The 14,754-nt window shown below is 64.5% G+C and carries 18 protein-coding genes; 7 read left to right on the top strand and 11 right to left on the bottom strand.

The window, feature by feature from the left end; all coding sequences use genetic code 11:
* Positions 1-2 precede the first annotated feature (2 nt).
* The gene (gene chrA, locus NSO95_RS05575; protein WP_257595175.1) at positions 3-1,316 is read left to right on the top strand and encodes a chromate efflux transporter; all 1,314 of its coding nucleotides are present in this window, start codon (positions 3-5) and stop codon (positions 1,314-1,316) included.
* 18 nt (positions 1,317-1,334) lie between these two features.
* Here chrA and NSO95_RS05570 read toward each other — a convergent pair whose 3' ends face one another.
* Both NSO95_RS05570 and NSO95_RS05565 read right to left on the bottom strand, forming a co-directional pair.
* A complete protein-coding gene (locus NSO95_RS05570) occupies positions 1,335-2,009 on the bottom strand; it encodes a DUF8453 domain-containing protein (RefSeq protein WP_257595174.1) in 675 nt (224 codons plus the stop codon).
* Between the two features lie 19 nt (positions 2,010-2,028).
* Entirely contained in the window at positions 2,029-2,637 is a 609-nt protein-coding gene (locus NSO95_RS05565; RefSeq protein WP_257595173.1) for a 2-hydroxychromene-2-carboxylate isomerase, read from the bottom strand.
* 61 nt (positions 2,638-2,698) lie between these two features.
* Here NSO95_RS05565 and NSO95_RS05560 point away from each other — a divergent pair, with 61 nt between their 5' ends.
* Together NSO95_RS05560 and NSO95_RS05555 are read left to right on the top strand one after the other, a co-directional pair.
* Positions 2,699-3,823, top strand: coding sequence for a Kelch repeat-containing protein (locus NSO95_RS05560; protein ID WP_257595172.1), 1,125 nt, complete (start codon positions 2,699-2,701; stop codon positions 3,821-3,823).
* Between the two features lie 107 nt (positions 3,824-3,930).
* The gene (locus NSO95_RS05555; protein WP_257595171.1) at positions 3,931-4,335 is read left to right on the top strand and encodes a DUF6628 family protein; all 405 of its coding nucleotides are present in this window, start codon (positions 3,931-3,933) and stop codon (positions 4,333-4,335) included.
* Here the strand turns inward: NSO95_RS05555 and NSO95_RS05550 are convergent.
* On the bottom strand, positions 4,332-5,540 hold the full coding sequence (locus NSO95_RS05550) for a trans-sulfuration enzyme family protein (protein ID WP_257595170.1): 1,209 nt from the start codon (positions 5,538-5,540) through the stop codon (positions 4,332-4,334). The genes NSO95_RS05555 and NSO95_RS05550 overlap by 4 nt on opposite strands.
* A 43-nt stretch (positions 5,541-5,583) precedes the next feature.
* Positions 5,584-6,120 (bottom strand): TetR/AcrR family transcriptional regulator, encoded by a 537-nt coding sequence (locus tag NSO95_RS05545; protein WP_257595169.1) that lies wholly within the window; start codon positions 6,118-6,120, stop codon positions 5,584-5,586.
* A gap of 86 nt (positions 6,121-6,206) precedes the next feature.
* Between NSO95_RS05545 and NSO95_RS05540 the strand changes: the two genes are divergently transcribed.
* Together NSO95_RS05540 and NSO95_RS05535 are read left to right on the top strand one after the other, a co-directional pair.
* Positions 6,207-6,596 carry a hypothetical protein gene (locus NSO95_RS05540; RefSeq protein WP_257595168.1) on the top strand — a complete coding sequence of 130 codons (390 nt, stop codon included), beginning with the start codon at positions 6,207-6,209 and terminating at the stop codon, positions 6,594-6,596.
* Positions 6,597-6,967: 371 nt separating this feature from the next.
* Complete coding sequence (locus NSO95_RS05535) at positions 6,968-8,260, top strand: phospholipid carrier-dependent glycosyltransferase (RefSeq protein WP_257595167.1); 1,293 nt, start codon at positions 6,968-6,970, stop codon at positions 8,258-8,260.
* A gap of 26 nt (positions 8,261-8,286) precedes the next feature.
* On the opposite strand, the gene NSO95_RS05530 is transcribed toward NSO95_RS05535, so the two are convergent.
* The 7 genes from NSO95_RS05530 to NSO95_RS05500 form a co-directional block, all read right to left on the bottom strand.
* The gene (locus NSO95_RS05530) at positions 8,287-9,375 is read right to left on the bottom strand and encodes a glycosyltransferase (protein ID WP_257595166.1); all 1,089 of its coding nucleotides are present in this window, start codon (positions 9,373-9,375) and stop codon (positions 8,287-8,289) included.
* Between the two features lie 9 nt (positions 9,376-9,384).
* Positions 9,385-10,443: a 3-isopropylmalate dehydrogenase gene (gene leuB, locus NSO95_RS05525; RefSeq protein WP_257595165.1), complete on the bottom strand. Its 1,059-nt coding sequence runs from the start codon at positions 10,441-10,443 to the stop codon at positions 9,385-9,387.
* Positions 10,440-11,039, bottom strand: a complete 600-nt coding sequence (gene recO, locus NSO95_RS05520; protein ID WP_257595164.1) for a DNA repair protein RecO — start codon at positions 11,037-11,039, stop codon at positions 10,440-10,442. The genes leuB and recO overlap by 4 nt, the downstream gene beginning before the upstream one ends.
* 37 nt (positions 11,040-11,076) lie before the next feature.
* Complete coding sequence (locus tag NSO95_RS05515) at positions 11,077-11,313, bottom strand: hypothetical protein (protein WP_257595163.1); 237 nt, start codon at positions 11,311-11,313, stop codon at positions 11,077-11,079.
* A gap of 64 nt (positions 11,314-11,377) precedes the next feature.
* Entirely contained in the window at positions 11,378-11,629 is a 252-nt protein-coding gene (locus tag NSO95_RS05510; protein WP_257595162.1) for an accessory factor UbiK family protein, read from the bottom strand.
* 170 nt (positions 11,630-11,799) lie between these two features.
* Entirely contained in the window at positions 11,800-12,348 is a 549-nt protein-coding gene (locus NSO95_RS05505; protein WP_257595161.1) for a TspO/MBR family protein, read from the bottom strand.
* A 97-nt stretch (positions 12,349-12,445) separates the two neighbouring features.
* Positions 12,446-13,195: a TlyA family RNA methyltransferase gene (locus tag NSO95_RS05500; protein WP_257595160.1), complete on the bottom strand. Its 750-nt coding sequence runs from the start codon at positions 13,193-13,195 to the stop codon at positions 12,446-12,448.
* 69 nt (positions 13,196-13,264) lie between these two features.
* On the opposite strand from NSO95_RS05500, the gene NSO95_RS05495 reads away from it, so the two are divergent.
* Positions 13,265-13,771, top strand: coding sequence for a hypothetical protein (locus NSO95_RS05495; protein ID WP_257595159.1), 507 nt, complete (start codon positions 13,265-13,267; stop codon positions 13,769-13,771).
* Entirely contained in the window at positions 13,768-14,319 is a 552-nt protein-coding gene (locus NSO95_RS05490; RefSeq protein WP_257595158.1) for a hypothetical protein, read from the top strand. The genes NSO95_RS05495 and NSO95_RS05490 overlap by 4 nt, the downstream gene beginning before the upstream one ends.
* The last annotated feature ends 435 nt before the right edge of the window (positions 14,320-14,754 follow it).

Genomic DNA, 14,754 nt, shown 5'->3' with positions numbered 1-14,754 from the left:
GATTGGAGCAAGTCCACCTCCCGTCACTGCGTGAGGCCGTTGCCGTCTACGCGCGGATCGGATGCCTGAGTTTCGGCGGGCCGGCCGGCCAGATCGCGCTGATGCACCGCGAACTGGTGGAAGAACGGTGCTGGGTCAGCGAGGACGACTATCTCGCCGCGCTCAATTTCTGCCATCTGCTGCCCGGCCCGGAGGCGCAGCAACTGGCCACCTGGATCGGCTGGCGGCTGCACGGCACAATTGGCGGAATCGCTGCAGGCACGCTGTTCGTGATCCCCGGCGCGCTGGTGATGCTGGCGCTGTCGTTGCTCTACGCCTTCGCCGCCGATCTAGCGTGGTTCGAGGCGCTATTCCTCGGAATTAAGGCAGCGGTCTTCGCCATCGTGGTGCAAGCGCTACTGCGGATCGCAGGCCGGGCGCTCGACACCGGGTTCAAGCGCGCGTTGGCGCTGACGGCGTTCATCGCGCTGGCGGTGCTGGCCCTGCCCTTTCCTCTGGTGATCCTGCTCGCCGGGCTGGCGGGGGCGGTGGTCGCCGCGATGCACCCCCAATGGCTCGCCCTCAAGCCCGCCCCCAGCGGAGCTTTGCCATTGGCTGGACGACCGTGGCGCGCCAGCCTCAAGGCCATACTGATCTGGGGCGCGGCCTGGGCGTTGCCTTTCGTCGCGATTTTCCTCACGCTGGGCACCGACCATGTGCTGTGGGACATCGCGACGTTCTTCTCCCAACTCGCGGTGGTAACCTTCGGCGGGGCCTATGCCGTGCTCGCTTATATGGCGCAGGAGGCGGTCGGCACGCTCGGCTGGCTGCGCCCCGGCGAAATGGCCGACGGGCTGGGCCTCGCCGAGACCACCCCCGGTCCGCTGATCCTAGTCACCCAGTTCGTCGGCTTTCTCGCCGGGTTCCGCTTCCCCGAACCGCTGTCGCCGATGGCGGGCGGGCTGCTCGGTGCAATCGTGACGCTGTGGGTCACTTTCGCGCCATGCTTCTTGTGGATTTTTGCCCTTGCCCCGTGGATCGAGCGGCTGCGTCGATCGCGCAAGTTGGCGGGTGCGCTGTCGGCCATCACCGCCTCGATTGTCGGCGTGATCGCCAACCTCGCGCTGTGGTTCGCGCTGCATGTGCTGTTCGCGCGCCTCGACGAGGTGCGGATCGGCAGGGTGGCCGCACTCGTTCCCGAATGGGCCAGTCTTGACTGGCGCGCTGCGTTGCTTTCGGTGGCAGCGCTGGTGTTGGTGTTCGCGCTACGGTGGAACCTGTTTGCCGTGCTCGGCACGCTGGGTGCAGGCGGGTTGCTGCTCGGGAGCCTGGCTTAGCCCGCGAGGATCGGCAGGTCATCTGTTGGTCCGGGTTCCGGGAACGAAGCCGAGAGTCGCTTTCGCTCCGCTGCCGACAAAGGTCGAAGCAAGAGTATGCAGCTTGCCGAACGCATCGGTATAGGTCGCTCCGATCGAAACGCGAAGTTCCACCGAGCCGGTTTGCAGCGCCAGAAATTCACCGTCCGAGATGTTGAAGGACGTCGTCCGTCCCCATTGGTCCTGCGGCATTATTGCCCCCAGTCCCTTCAGCTCCTCGGTGGCACCCTTGAGCTTGTTCTGATCCTTCGATTCGAACAGTCCGTAGTCGAGCGAGAGCGTAAGGTCGTCCGCCGGGGTTTGCCCGAAGTTCTTCAATTCAATGCGCAGTCTGGTGGGGACAGGTGCCCCATGTGTCTGCGGCTTGCACTCGTAACTCACGCCATCAAAGTCGACGTAGGCGCGATCCTGCCGTTCGGCGGAATCGAGCGAAATCCTGTTGGCCTTGCTTGCCTCGCGATAAGCCTTGAAAGCAAAGAGCGCCGCCAGCGCGACGAAGACCATTCCGGCCAGATTCACCCAGAACGTTGCAGTAGCCAAGTCGGCGGCGTCTGCCGCAATCCGCACGGAAGACCAGGCCGCTTCGGCAACGCATTGATCGATGTCTTGACCGACCTTGTTGCAGAATTCGCCCGGGAGTCTCTCCTTCGCCATCGCTTCCCCCAAACCATTGTCAAACTACAAACAATTCCTCGATCTGGCCGAGACGTTCCTTGCCGAAGAACATCTCCTCGCCGACGAAGTAGGTCGGGATGCCGAAGGCACCTCGATCCACTGCATCCTCGGTACTGTCGATCAGCGCCTGTTTGATGGCCGGGTCCTGAGTCTGCGCTGCCAAGCTTTGTGGATCGAACCCAGCCTTGGCAACAACCGACGCGACCGCATCGAGATCGGTCACGTCCAATCCCTCCTCCCAGATCGCGGGCAGCAGCGCCTCGACGAAATCGACCCGGTCGTCACCTTCGAGCGCGATCAGCATGCGCTGCAGCACGACCGAATTGAACGGGAAGTTCGGGTTCATCTGGAAGCGGGTCAGCCCATGCCTGGCGATGAAGCGGTTCATCTCGAGCATGGAATAGGCGTTCTTGCCCTTGACCTCGGCATCGCGGATCATCGGCGGGGCATTGCCCGTCAGCCGGTGCATCCCGCCGAGAAAGACCGGCGTAACGGCGAGCGCCGCACTGTGCCGCGCCGCAATCTCGCGCAGCGGATACCACGCGAGATAGGCATTGGGACTTACGAAATCGAAAATCAATTCGACGGTTTTGGTCTCGGCTGGCACATTGCTCTCCTTCACAACCGAGCCTAGCCTGTCCGGGGGCGCTTGGAGAGAGGGTTTCACAATGGCACGGATGTTTCTGCTTTCGGTTGTGGCACTTGCTGCATGCGGCGGTTCGGAGCGAGCGCAGCTCGAAGGGACGGTCGGAGTGGTCTCGCTCGACGACGGTCCTCGCCTGAGCGCCCCGCGCGCTACCCACGCTACGGTGCGAACGGAAACCGGGGAACTGCTTGCGATCGGTGGCTGCGTTGCCGCTGGCTGCGAACCGGGCCAGGCGAGCGCGACGGTAGACGTGTTTTCTCCTGACGGTGTCCGTCTTGTCCGCACTGGAACCCTGATCGAGCGCCGGGTGCAACCCATGGCGGTGGCAATCGGTGGATCGAGAGTTCTCGTCCTCGGTGGCTGGGTTGATGGGCGGGTCTCGACTACAACCGAAATCTTCGACAGTTCGACAGGACGTTCAGTGCCGGGGCCCAATTTGGCGCGTCCGCTCACTTCGGCCAGCCTAGTGCGGCTGCATGATGCACGAATTCTTATCGCAGGAGGCTATGACGGGCGCGAAGTCCAGGCGAGAGCACAGATTTTCGACCCCAAGAGCAACACCTTCCTCAACACAGGTTCGCTCGTCACCGCCCGCAGCGGCGCAACTGCGTCTTTGCTGGACGACGGACGTGTGCTGATCGCCGGCGGCGGCGACAGTGAAAGCGCGGGCAGGCGCGCGCTCGCCTCCGCAGAACTGTTCGATCCGGCAAACGATACTTTCAGCCAAACCGGTGCGATGGCGCAGCGGCGCTACAAACATGGCGCCGTGACTCTGGAGAATGGCGATGTGCTGGTGATCGCGGGCTCCGACGAGCGTGACTACGGCGGGAAGTTGCGCTCGGTCGAGCGATACGACGCGGCACGCGGTCGCTTCGTTGCAGCGGGTTCGCTTGCCCGCGCACGGTTCAAGCTCGCCGATGGTGTCATGCTGATCGACGACGGCAGGGTGCTGATCGGCGCTGGCGACGAGCAGCCGGAAGTGTTCGACATCGACCGCCAGTCGGGCGAACTTGTCGCTGCCTCGCTCGATGGGCAGTGGAACTACATGACCCTGGTACCCGCAGGAAAGCGTACCGCTCTGCTGATGGGCGGCTATCGCGAAGGAAGGATCGAACCGACCGACCGGAGCTGGATTGTTCGCTTCTGACGGACAAGCCCGACCCTGATGCGACGCGTTCGGCTAGAAGTTGTGCACCCGCACTTGACTTCCTCATTATTGCGACTGATTATCATTAGCGCTTATGAGGAGGCCGAATGCCCGACGATCCGCAATCCCGCTGCGGCCTGAATACACCGCTCCCCGAAGCGCGCTCGCTCAAGGTGAGCCTCGTCATCCTGCGCCGGATGGCGATCCATGGCCTGCGCGATTCGCGGGCAGTCATGCTCGCGCTCGATAGCTACGGCAGCCGGTTCGCGAAAATCCTCGAACTGCATCGCTGCTTCCTGCACGAAATCGCGACCACTTCGCGCCGGACAATCAGGATCGCGCCCTGCTGCGCGCCAGGCATGACCGCCGACGAGGCGCTGATGATCGAGGCCATCGCGCAGCCATGCCTTGCCGTTGTCGAGCAGCTGACGCAGGACCGTATGGCAGGCCGCGTACTGACGGCCGCTATTGCACTGGGCTGGGAACTCGATCAGCCCGACGCCACAACCTAAAGCCCCGCAGCCGCCAGCGCCCGGTCCATGTCTTCCATCAGGTCGGCGACGTCCTCGAGCCCGACGTTGATTCGCAGCATGCCTTCGGTGACGCCCATTTCCTCGCGCGCTTCGGGGGTGAGGCCGGCGTGAGTGGTACTCGCCGGGTGGCACAGCAGGCTGCGCGCGTCGCCGATGTTGTTCGAGATATCGATCAGTTCGAGCGCATCGAGGATCGTGTGCGCCTGTTCGCGCCCGCCATCGACCACGAAGCTGAAGATCGGCCCCGCCGCATCCATCTGCTTCATCGCCAGATCGTGGTGCGGATGGCTGGGGAGGCCGGGGTGGAGCATCAGCGGCACACGCGCTTCGATCATCTTGCCGATCTCCAGCGCGTTCTCGCTCTGCTTGTGCGCTCGCAGGGCAAGCGTCTCGAGGCCCTTGTGGACCACCCAAGCGTTGAACGGGGCGAGGTTCGGCCCGGTATTGCGCTGGAACGGCAGAAGCACCTCGTTGATGAAATGCTCCGAGCCGCACACCGCACCGGCGAGCACCCTGCCCTGCCCGTCCATCAGCTTGGTGGCGCTATAGGCGATCACATCGGCGCCGAACTCCATCGGCCGCTGGAGGGCAGGGGTCGCGAAGGCGTTGTCGACCACGGTGGTGATGCCGTGTGCCCGTGCGAGGCCGCAGACATATTCGAGATCGACGATGTCGAGCGTCGGGTTGGCCGGGGTCTCAAAGAAGAAAACCTTGGTGTTGGGCCGGATTGCCGCGTCCCATTCCGCATTGACCGAACTGTCGATCGTGGTCGTCTCGATGCCGAATTTCGGCAACAGATTGTCGACCAGCCAGCGGCACGAGCCGAATGCGGCGCGTGCGGCGACGACGTGGTCGCCCGCCGAGAGCTGGCACAGCAGCGCGGTGGTCATCGCCGCCATCCCGCTCGCCTGCGCGCGGCATGCTTCGGCCCCTTCGAGCAGCGCGATGCGTTCTTCCAGCATCGCCACCGTCGGGTTCTGCAGCCGCGAATAGGTCATCCCCTCGGCCTCGCCAGCGAAGCGCGCGGCGACTTCGCCCGCCGAATGGAAGGTGTAGCCCGAAGTGAGGAACAGCGCCTCGCTCGTCTCGCCATGTTCGCTGCGCCAGGTCCCGCCGCGCACCGCCTGCGTCGCAGGGCGCCACTTGCGGGTGATCGAGCGGTCGGTGCCGGTGGTCTTCTTCATGGCTCGCACGCTTAGGCGGGCACGCCCGGCGCGACAAGCAGGGCTAGCTTTGCAGCGCGGAAAGCCCGGCTTGGGGAATGTCGCCTCGCCCCACCGCCTGAAGCATCTGCGCGCCTTCGATCTGGGTCAGCACGAGCCGCGCGGCGGCGGCGGGGTCGGGATCGTCTGCGGGCAAATGCGCCTCGATCCAGCCGAGCAGCAGGTCCATGATCGCGCCCGCCGCATCGAGATAGGCGCGGTTACCCGCCGCGCATCCCGCCACGATATCCCACCACAGGCGGAAGAACGGCTGAAATGCGGGTTGCGCGGTGATCGCCAGCACCTGCTCGATGCAATCGCGGCGCGAAGCCACGCGACCGGCGGGAAAGGCGGTGTCGAGCGCAGCGGCAAACATTTCGGCGAGATATTCGAGCAGCGCGGCCACCAGCCCATCCTTGCTGCCGAAATGGTAGATCAGCATCCGGTCGCTGGTTCCGGCCGCCTTGGCCAGCGGGCGCAAGCTCGCGTGATTCAGCCCATGCTCGAGCACATGTGCCGCGAGCAAAGGCACCAGCGTTTCGCGCGAGAGTTTACCGCTCATAGGCTATTGTAGCGCCTGCTACATAAAGCTACAAGTGTAGCACTTGCTACATTTGATTCGCGTAGGAGTTTGCCATGTCGCCCTTCATGATCCTTTTCCTTGCCGGGGTTGCCGTGATCGGCCCGGTAGTCCTCTACCTTGCTTTCGCACGCGAGCCGAAGGGCAGTGCCGCAATCGCTGCAGCCTTGAGCGGAGCATTTGCCGCCTTCACTGCGGTTACGGTGGCAACCGAAGGTGTCATGCCGGTGATCGTCAACCATGCGTCGAACCTGTGGGGCGTTCAGGTGTGGTACGACCTGCTGATTTCGGTCGGCATCGCGTTGTTGTTCATCATCCCGCGTGCGCGGCAGGCGGGAATGAATGTGCCCTTTTGGGTGATAGCCGTCGGTCTCACCGCCAGCATTGCGCTGCTGGCAATGGTCGCGCGGCTGTTCTGGCTTGAGCGCCAGAGCGCCGCCGCAGCACAGGCCGACTAGGCGACTTCGCCAGTTACCGGATGGGTCCCGCGATTTTCGTTCGCATCCATTCCGAAGTCGAACTTTCGCCATCCATTGCGGTCACGGATCATCGGCTGGCTGCATGTCCGACAGCGCGTGCGGAAACTGGTTCCGTCATGCCACACACGGTGGCGGTCGATGGAATGGCCGGCAACGGCGCACAAGGCGGCTCTTAGCATCGTCGTAACTCCGGGTGGTTCGATGGTTCAACGGACAGGCGGGGTGGTGTATCCTCGTTCCGCCATATTTATTGTTCAAATGCGACGGTTTAGCGGTGCCCGGATCGCAGATCGGTTGAAGCAGGGCGTAATCTGTCGCGCTTGCAATCCGCCTTGCCGCAATCCCGCCTGATGGGTAGTCAGCATCCGATGTCCGGCACCGGCGAGACTCCTTCTGATCCCCTTCGCTGGACTCTCGTCCTGACGCTTACATTTCTCGTCCTCAGCCTGTGGCGCATAGCGACGCCGGGCACTCCGATGTTCGACGAGGTGCATTATCTGCCTGCCGCACGAAGCCTGCTCGACGACTGGACCTGGACCAATCGCGAGCATCCGATGCTTGGCAAGCAGCTCATCGCGCTCGGCATCGTGCTATTTGGCGACACAGCATGGGGCTGGCGGGTGTTCCCAGCGGTGTTCGGCGCCCTCGCGCTGTTTGCCGGGATGCGCGCGCTGTGGTTCGCGAGCCTTTCGCGCTTTGCCTCGCTCACCTTCGGGGTGCTGCTGGCGACAGGGTTCCACCTCTTTGTCCACGCGCGGATTGCCATGCTCGACGGCTTCATGGTGGCCTTTTTCCTCGTCGCGCTGTGGCAATACGCCGCTGCGGTGCGTGAACCGGAGAAAGGGAAATGGCGACTCGCGCTGGCGGGTGTTGCGCTCGGCCTCGCCATGGGCACGAAGTGGAATGTCGCGTTGCTCGCCATGCTGCCCGGCCTGGCGTTTTTCTTCGCGCGGCTGAGCGCCGGTCGGCGCAGGCTGGTGACCAGCCGCAGGGGCTTGCCGGTTCCCGGAGTAGCCCTGTGGGAAGCCGCGCTCCTGCTCGGCGCGTTGCCGCTGATCGCCTACTGGCTGACCTACTGGCCTGCCTATCTCGCACCGCAAGATCCGCTACAACCCGGTGGTTTCATCGAACTGCACCGGCACATGCTGGAACTGCAGGAATCGGTTAAGCAGCCGCATCCCTACCAGAGCCAATGGCCCGACTGGCTGCTCAACTTGCGGGCGATCTGGTATCTTTACGAGAAAGTCGATGGCGCACAGCGCGGTGTGGTGTTGCTTGGGAACCCACTCACCATGGTGCTCGGCCTGCCCGCGATGCTATGGGCGGGTTGGGCCGGTATCGCCAAGCGTCGGTGGGATGCCCTCGCCGTGGCCCTGCTGTTCGCGGTCGGCCTCGGAATGTGGATCGTCGCGGCCAAGCCGATCCAGTTCTACTACCATTACTTCCTGCCAAGCTGTTTCCTGCTCGCCGCGCTGGCGTTGGCGCTCGACGAGTTCTGGCAACGCGGGTGGCGCTTGACCGCCCTTGCAGCGGTCGGGGGATCGATGCTGACCTTCGCCTATTTCTACCCGATCCTGAGCGCCTGGCCGCTGGCGGGCGAGATGGCCTTCACCAGCTGGGCGTGGATCGAAGGCTGGCGGTAATCCTTCCCCGATCGGGGAGGAATTCTTCAGTACCTGCCCCAGACGAATTTGCTCGACAGGGCATAGTTCCATACCGCGCCGATCACGATCCCGCCCAAGGCGGCAAGCGCCCAATGCACGCCCTCCCCTTTGAGGAAGCCTGCCACCGCGACATTCGCCAGCGCACCGACCGCGCAGGTGGCACAAAAGCCGATCCAGCCGCGGATGAGGGCGCCCGCACCCTTCAGGCGCTGGTCGCGGTAGGTCAGCCAGTTATTGAGCCAGAAGTTGAAGGTCATCGCGGCAAAGGTCGCGACCGCCTGCGCGGGCAGGAACGCGGTTCCTATACCGCGGAACAGCATCGCCAGCACCGCCATGTGTACCCCGACGCCCAGCGCGCCGACGGTACCGAACAGCGCAAAGCGCGTCGGCACCAGCCGCCCGAATGTGCGCTCATAGAGCCCGATCAGGAATTCGAACGCCACCGCCCGGTCGAGCTTGCTCGCCCCGCTGCGCCGTTCGGCAAATTGCAGCGGCAGTTCGCGCACGCGCAGCGGTTCGGGCGAGGTGGCGAGGATATCGAGCAGGATCTTGAACCCCACACCCGAAAGCCGCGGCGCGAGCGCCCGCGCCCGCGATGCCTCGAGCAGGAAATAGCCGCTCATCGGATCGGTCAGCTCTACTCCGGTGATCTTGCGGGCGATCCGATTGGCAAGGCCCGACGCCTTTTCGCGCCGTTCGCTCGCCAGGCCTGCAGCGCTTCCGCCGGGAGCGAACCGGCTCGCCACTGCGATGTCGGCCTCGCCCCCCTGCACCGCCGCGAGCATCTGCGGCAATAGCGCCGGGTCGTGCTGGTGGTCGGCATCCATCACTGCGACATAGGGCGCAGCAGTAGCGCACATCCCCTCGATCGCGGCGGAAGCGAGCCCGCGTCGCCCGATGCGGTGGATCACCCTGATGCGCGGGTCGGCAAGAGCCAGCCGACGCGCCTCGTCTGCCGTACCATCTGCACTATCGTCGTCGACCACCAGGACTTCCCACCCGGATGGTCCCATCGCGCTTTCGATCCGCGCGAGCAGCGGCGCGAGGTTATCGCGTTCGTCGAGCGTGGGAAGGATAATGGCGAGCTGGAGCACGCGCGCGCCTTAGAGACGATCGATCACCGCGTCACCGATTTCCTTGGTCGAGGCCGAACCGCCCAGATCGCCGCCGTGGACACCGTCGGCCAATGTCTGCGCCACCGCGCTTTCGATCCGCATCGCGTCATTTTCTCGACCGAAACTGTGCCGCAGCATCATCGCCGCCGAAAGGATCGTCGCAATCGGGTTCGCCCTGCCCTGCCCGGCGATATCCGGCGCGGTGCCGTGGATCGGCTCGTAAAGTCCGAAGGTGCCGTGCGCGGTCTTCTGCTCGCCGAGAGATGCGCTCGCCAGCAGGCCGATCGAGCCAACGCACATGCTCGCCTGGTCGGACAATATGTCGCCGAACAGATTGCCGGTCACCACCACGTCGAACTGGCCCGGATTGCGCACCAGCTGCATCGCCGCGTTGTCGACATACATGTGATCGAGCGCGACATCGGGATATTCCGCCGCGACCTCGATCACTGCATCGCGCCACAGCTGGCTGGTTTCGAGCACATTGGCCTTGTCGACGCTGGTCAAGCGCCCCTTGCGTCCCTGTGCTGCGAGGAAGGCGGTGTGGGCGATGCGCCGTACCTCACCTTCGGAATAGGACATCATGTCCCACCCCTCGCGCTGGCCGTCGTCGCGGGTGCGGGTGCCCTTGTCGCCGAAATAGACGTCGCCGTTCAATTCGCGCACGATCAGCAGGTCGATCTGCCGGGCGATTTCGGGCTTCAGCGCCGATAGGTCTTCCAGCCCCGCGAACATCGTCGCGGGGCGCAGATTGGCGAACAGGCCCAGTTGCGCCCGCAGTCCGAGTACCGCCTGTTCGGGGCGGAGATGCCGCTCGAGGTGATCGCAAGACGGGTCGCCCACCGCGCCGAACAGCACCGCGTCGCAATTGCGCGCGGTCTCGACCGTTTCCTGCGGCAGCGGGTGGCCGTGCCGCTGGTAGGCAATCGCGCCGACATCGCCTGCGAGATAGACTGCACCGGGCAGGCGCAGCGCATCGAGCACCCGCAGCGCCTCGGCAATCACTTCGGCACCGATCCCGTCGCCCGGGAAAACCGCAATTCTCATACCATCCGCCCCAATCGCTCGCGCAGTCTGCCGCGCGCGGCCATAACATCGGCCTTGCGGTCGGCAAGCAGGTAGCGCTCGATCAGCGGTCCCTGCAGGGCAAAGATTTCCAACAGCGGCGCAAGCTCCGCTTCGGCAGCAGGCACCGCGCCACCATACCCAAGCTCGCGCAACAGCAGCGCCTCGTAAGCGATCATCCCGCGCAGCCATTCGCGCGCCGAACCGGCATTGCACACCGCGTCGAGCAAAGCGCCCAGCGCGACATAAAGCGAGGGATAGGCGTTGCGCTCGGGCAAAACAGTGGCGGTGAGCGCGGTCGCCCAGCCGATGGCGATGGCAGGCAACGGCTCGCCCAGCCACGGCCCCCGGCTCTGCACCAGTTCGAGCCGCGCGAAGGGTAACTGGCTATCGGATTTGGACCGGAGTTCCACTTCGACCAGATTGCCCGGGATCACCACTGGGCGCAGATTGCGCCCGCGCCCGCCCGCGACATATCCCGCAACCAGTCCATGTTCCTCGGTCAAGAGGCGGGCAATCACCGCCGTCTCGCCATGCGGGCGCGCGGAAACGAGGATGGCGGGGGAGCGCAGGTTCATCTGGCACTAGCATAGCGCAAGTGCCCGCGCTGCAAAGTCAGCCGGCGAGTTCCCGCTTCGATGCCTTGACGGCCAGACTTTCGCCGCGACCCAAGGTCCAGTTCTTCTGCATGCGGACCTCCGGATTGGGCGCACACCAGATTTCGCCAGTAGCATCGATCGCGGTTACCCAGATCAGGTTATGTTCCGGCCCATAATCGATGACGGCTATCGCCAGGCCATTACCGCGACCGAGCACATGCAGAGGCATGGGTGTCTGGAGTTGGGTGAACATGTCTCACCGCCTTTCCCTGCTCGAATGCAGGAGCGGCGCTTCAGGTTCCAATTTGGTATCGCATTCAGGAATCCGCGAGTTTCGCCTCAAGCGCAGCCAGCCGTTCAGCCAGCTTTTCGTTCTCTTCCCGCGCCTTGCTGGCCATGGCTTTCACCGCGTCGAACTCTTCGCGGCTGACGAAGTCCATTCCGCCCATCGCTTCCTTCACCCGTTCGCGCGCGCCTTCGCGGGCTTCGCGGGTCATCCCGGCAAAGGTGCCCGCCGCGCTGTTGGCGAGTTTGACGAAGTCGGCGATCAATGGGTTCTGGCTTTGCATACCGCTCAAGTGGGGCGGGATGCGGCTTTTGTCCAGCCTCAAGGGACGGCTCCGGGAGTTCCACTTGGTCGCGGCAGCCATAGGCCCGACGGGCCGCCCGCAGCGAAGCGACCTTCAGGTCGCGGGAGCGAGGAAATCGCACGCCGGATGGCGTGCGCAAAAACAGGCGCTCAAAACTCGATCCGCTGGACCTGCTGGGTCGGCTCGACCCCGTCGGCACCGGGGTTGAGCTGGAGGAACTGGTAGTTGAGCACCGAAGCGAAGCACACCCACGCCAAATAGGGCAGCAGCAGCGCCCCCGCGAGCGTGCGCACCCGCCAGAACATCACGATCGTCGCGATCAGCGCCGCCGCCAGCGTGCCGAGCACGACCAGCCCGCCGGTCATCTGGTAAGCGCCGAAAAACACCGGGGTCCAGCTGAGGTTGATGATGAACTGCACTACGAACAGCCCGATGGCCAGCGTCCGCCCGCGCGCGCCCCACGCCGCGCAAACCAGCGCCAGCGCGAAGCCCATCATGGCGTAGAGCACTGTCCAGACAATCCCGAACCATTTGGGATCGGGGAAGATCGCCGGTTTTTCGAGGCTCTGAAACCACACGCTTTCCGGGCCGCCCATCTGCCCGGCAAGGAAACCGAGCAACACGCAGGTCGGGACGGTGAACAGCGCCCAGCGGATGAAACTGGCGCGCAATTGCCCTTTGGAGGCGAGGACGTTCATGACTTCTCCCGGTCCGATTCGCGAAGATGCGACCATGGCGACGCACCGTCGGGGCCGCAATGGCGGCGAACGGCTTGTCCATTAGCGGGAAGACGGTTCACGCTGTAATGTTCCCGCGCTGCGCCGAGATCAGGAATTCGACATTCCCTTCGGGTCCGGTGATCGGGCTGTCGACGATTCCCTGGATATCCCAGCCTTCGCGCTCCAGCCAGCCGCGCACCTCGCCGCACACCTTCGCATGGAGTGCCGGGTCGCGCACCACCCCGCCCTTGCCCAGATCCGTTCGCCCGACCTCGAACTGCGGCTTGATCAGCGCGACCAATCGGCAATTCGGCTCGGCCAGACGCACCGGCGCTTCCAGCACCTTGGCAAGGCTGATGAACGAAGCATCGCATACCACCCAGCTATAGCGCCGCCCGATCGTCTCGCAGGTCAGCACCCGCGCATTGGTCTGCTCCAGCACAGTCACCCGCGCATCGCGCCGCAGTTTTTCCGCGAGCTGCCGCGTCCCGCTGTCCACCGCGATGACATGCGCTGCGCCATGGGTGAGCAGCACGTCGGTAAACCCGCCGGTCGAGCTGCCGACGTCCATCGCGGTCACTCCCGCCGGGTCGAGCCCGAAAGCACCGAGCGCATGCGCCAGCTTGATCCCGCCCCGGCTGACCCACGGATGATCGCGGCCGCGGACCTCCAGCTCCGCGTCCTCCGGCAAGGCGTGCCCCGGCTTCACCAGCTTTGTCTCACCGCTGAACACGAGCCCTGCCGCCACCAGCGCCTGCGCGCGGGTACGGCTCACCGCAAGACCGCGCTGGACGAGCAATTGGTCGAGACGTGTCTTGCGCAGCATGGTGTGGCCGATAGAAGGGCGAGGCACCTTTTGCCAAGAACCCAGCTGAACGGAGCCCGACCGATTCCCATGTCTCGAAGACTGCTCCTCATCGCCGCACTCCCACTTGCCGCCTGTGGTCAGCAGGCAAGCGAGCAGGCACCCACAGAGGTTGCCGCCACACCTGCACCGGCCGCCGCAGCACCGCAGGCAGAGACCGCGCAGGGTGCCTGGTCGCTCAAGGACGAGGGGATCCTCACGGCGGTGACCTTTGCCGGGGCCGACAGCGAGCCGCGCCTCACGCTGCGCTGCGATCGGGTCAACAAGCAAGTGATCGTCGAGATGGCGGGCACAGTGCAACCCGGCGAAGAATACTCGATCATCGCCGGCGGTCAGCGCTTCATCCTGCCGATGGTCGCCGCGCCGAGCGAACTGCCGACGATGACCGCGCAGGTCAGTCCGCAGCAGCCGATCCTCGGCTCGATGGCGGCTGCGGGCACGAGTTTCACCCTGGTCGGGCCGACACTCGACAAATTGCTCGATTTTCCTGCCACGCCGGATATTCGGCGCGTGATCGACGTTTGTAGCACTGTATGACCGCCCGAATTGCCCTGCGCCTCCTGGCTGCATCCGCCCCGCTTCTCGCCGCAAGCTGCGCGCCCGCGCCCAAACCCGCCCCGGTAAACACCGTGCCGACGCCGCGCCCCACCCAGATCTACACCCCGCCGCCGGTGGTCGAAGAGCCGGACTACGCCAATTTCCTCGATGCCCCGCAGACGCCGGGTGACTGGACCTTCGACCGCGAAGCGAGCGGAAGCCTTGCCCAGTTCGTCTCTCCGGCGAACATGGTCGAATTCTCGCTACGCTGCGACCTGCCCACACGCCGGGTCGAGCTTTCGCGCCCCGGACGCGCACCGGCCGCGGTGCCGATGCGCGTCCGCACCGAGACCGCCGAACGGCTGGTCTCGGCCACCCCCGATACCGGCGGCGCGCAAAGGCTGGGCGTGGAACTCACCTCCTACGATCCGCTGCTCGATGCGATAGCCTTCAGCAGAGGGCGGTTCGCGGTCGAGACGGCGGGCCTGCAGACGCTGTACCTGCCGGCATGGCCCGAAATCACCCGCGTAGTCGAGGATTGCCGGTAGGCGGTATTGTCGCTCGCCTGACCAAAATTCTGCGGAAACGGAAAAAGCCGCTGCCTAAGGTGTGTTTTCGAGTCAAAGTCGCGGCAGCCAAAGGCCCAAGGGGCCGCCCGCAGCAAAGCGACCGGCAGGTCGCGGTCGCGAGGAAATCGCGTTCGCGGATGCGAATGCATGAAACAAAAAAAGCCCCTCGCGGGGCTTCGGCAACGGCAATCTATTCTGACGTGGGAAAAGTTTTTTACAAGGCTTGTTTTCGCGAATCAGATGACTCAGATTGCACCCAAGATCAGCGGCACACGCGGTCTTGGCCCCCGGTGAAACGGCAGGGTCCTGGCTCAAAAGCGCGAAAGGAGGTGATCCGATGTCTCATGGTTCAGCAGAGAGGTCGGCAAGTTTCCGCACGGAGCACTATCGGTAAGCAGATATCGTTAGAGGCAC

Origin of the sequence: Parerythrobacter lacustris, assembly GCF_024626475.1 — a bacterium.
Classification (GTDB): domain Bacteria; phylum Pseudomonadota; class Alphaproteobacteria; order Sphingomonadales; family Sphingomonadaceae; genus Parerythrobacter_A; species Parerythrobacter_A lacustris.
This window is presented reverse-complemented; position numbering and strand designations above follow the sequence as displayed.

Bases quoted from the DNA above. Each gene is read 5' to 3' on its own strand.
- NSO95_RS05535 (WP_257595167.1), top strand. From the start codon at position 6,968: ATGGGTAGTCAGCATCCGATGTCCGGCACCGGCGAGACTCCTTCTGAT.
- NSO95_RS05510 (WP_257595162.1), bottom strand. From the start codon at position 11,629: ATGCAAAGCCAGAACCCATTGATCGCCGACTTCGTCAAACTCGCCAAC.
- NSO95_RS05515 (WP_257595163.1), bottom strand. From the start codon at position 11,313: ATGTTCACCCAACTCCAGACACCCATGCCTCTGCATGTGCTCGGTCGC.
- NSO95_RS05500 (WP_257595160.1), bottom strand. From the start codon at position 13,195: ATGCTGCGCAAGACACGTCTCGACCAATTGCTCGTCCAGCGCGGTCTT.
- NSO95_RS05490 (WP_257595158.1), top strand. From the start codon at position 13,768: ATGACCGCCCGAATTGCCCTGCGCCTCCTGGCTGCATCCGCCCCGCTT.
- leuB (WP_257595165.1), bottom strand. From the start codon at position 10,443: ATGAGAATTGCGGTTTTCCCGGGCGACGGGATCGGTGCCGAAGTGATT.
- NSO95_RS05560 (WP_257595172.1), top strand. From the start codon at position 2,699: ATGGCACGGATGTTTCTGCTTTCGGTTGTGGCACTTGCTGCATGCGGC.
- NSO95_RS05495 (WP_257595159.1), top strand. From the start codon at position 13,265: ATGTCTCGAAGACTGCTCCTCATCGCCGCACTCCCACTTGCCGCCTGT.
- recO (WP_257595164.1), bottom strand. From the start codon at position 11,039: ATGAACCTGCGCTCCCCCGCCATCCTCGTTTCCGCGCGCCCGCATGGC.
- NSO95_RS05540 (WP_257595168.1), top strand. From the start codon at position 6,207: ATGATCCTTTTCCTTGCCGGGGTTGCCGTGATCGGCCCGGTAGTCCTC.
- NSO95_RS05550 (WP_257595170.1), bottom strand. From the start codon at position 5,540: ATGAAGAAGACCACCGGCACCGACCGCTCGATCACCCGCAAGTGGCGC.
- NSO95_RS05545 (WP_257595169.1), bottom strand. From the start codon at position 6,120: ATGAGCGGTAAACTCTCGCGCGAAACGCTGGTGCCTTTGCTCGCGGCA.
- NSO95_RS05555 (WP_257595171.1), top strand. From the start codon at position 3,931: ATGCCCGACGATCCGCAATCCCGCTGCGGCCTGAATACACCGCTCCCC.
- NSO95_RS05505 (WP_257595161.1), bottom strand. From the start codon at position 12,348: ATGAACGTCCTCGCCTCCAAAGGGCAATTGCGCGCCAGTTTCATCCGC.
- NSO95_RS05570 (WP_257595174.1), bottom strand. From the start codon at position 2,009: ATGGCGAAGGAGAGACTCCCGGGCGAATTCTGCAACAAGGTCGGTCAA.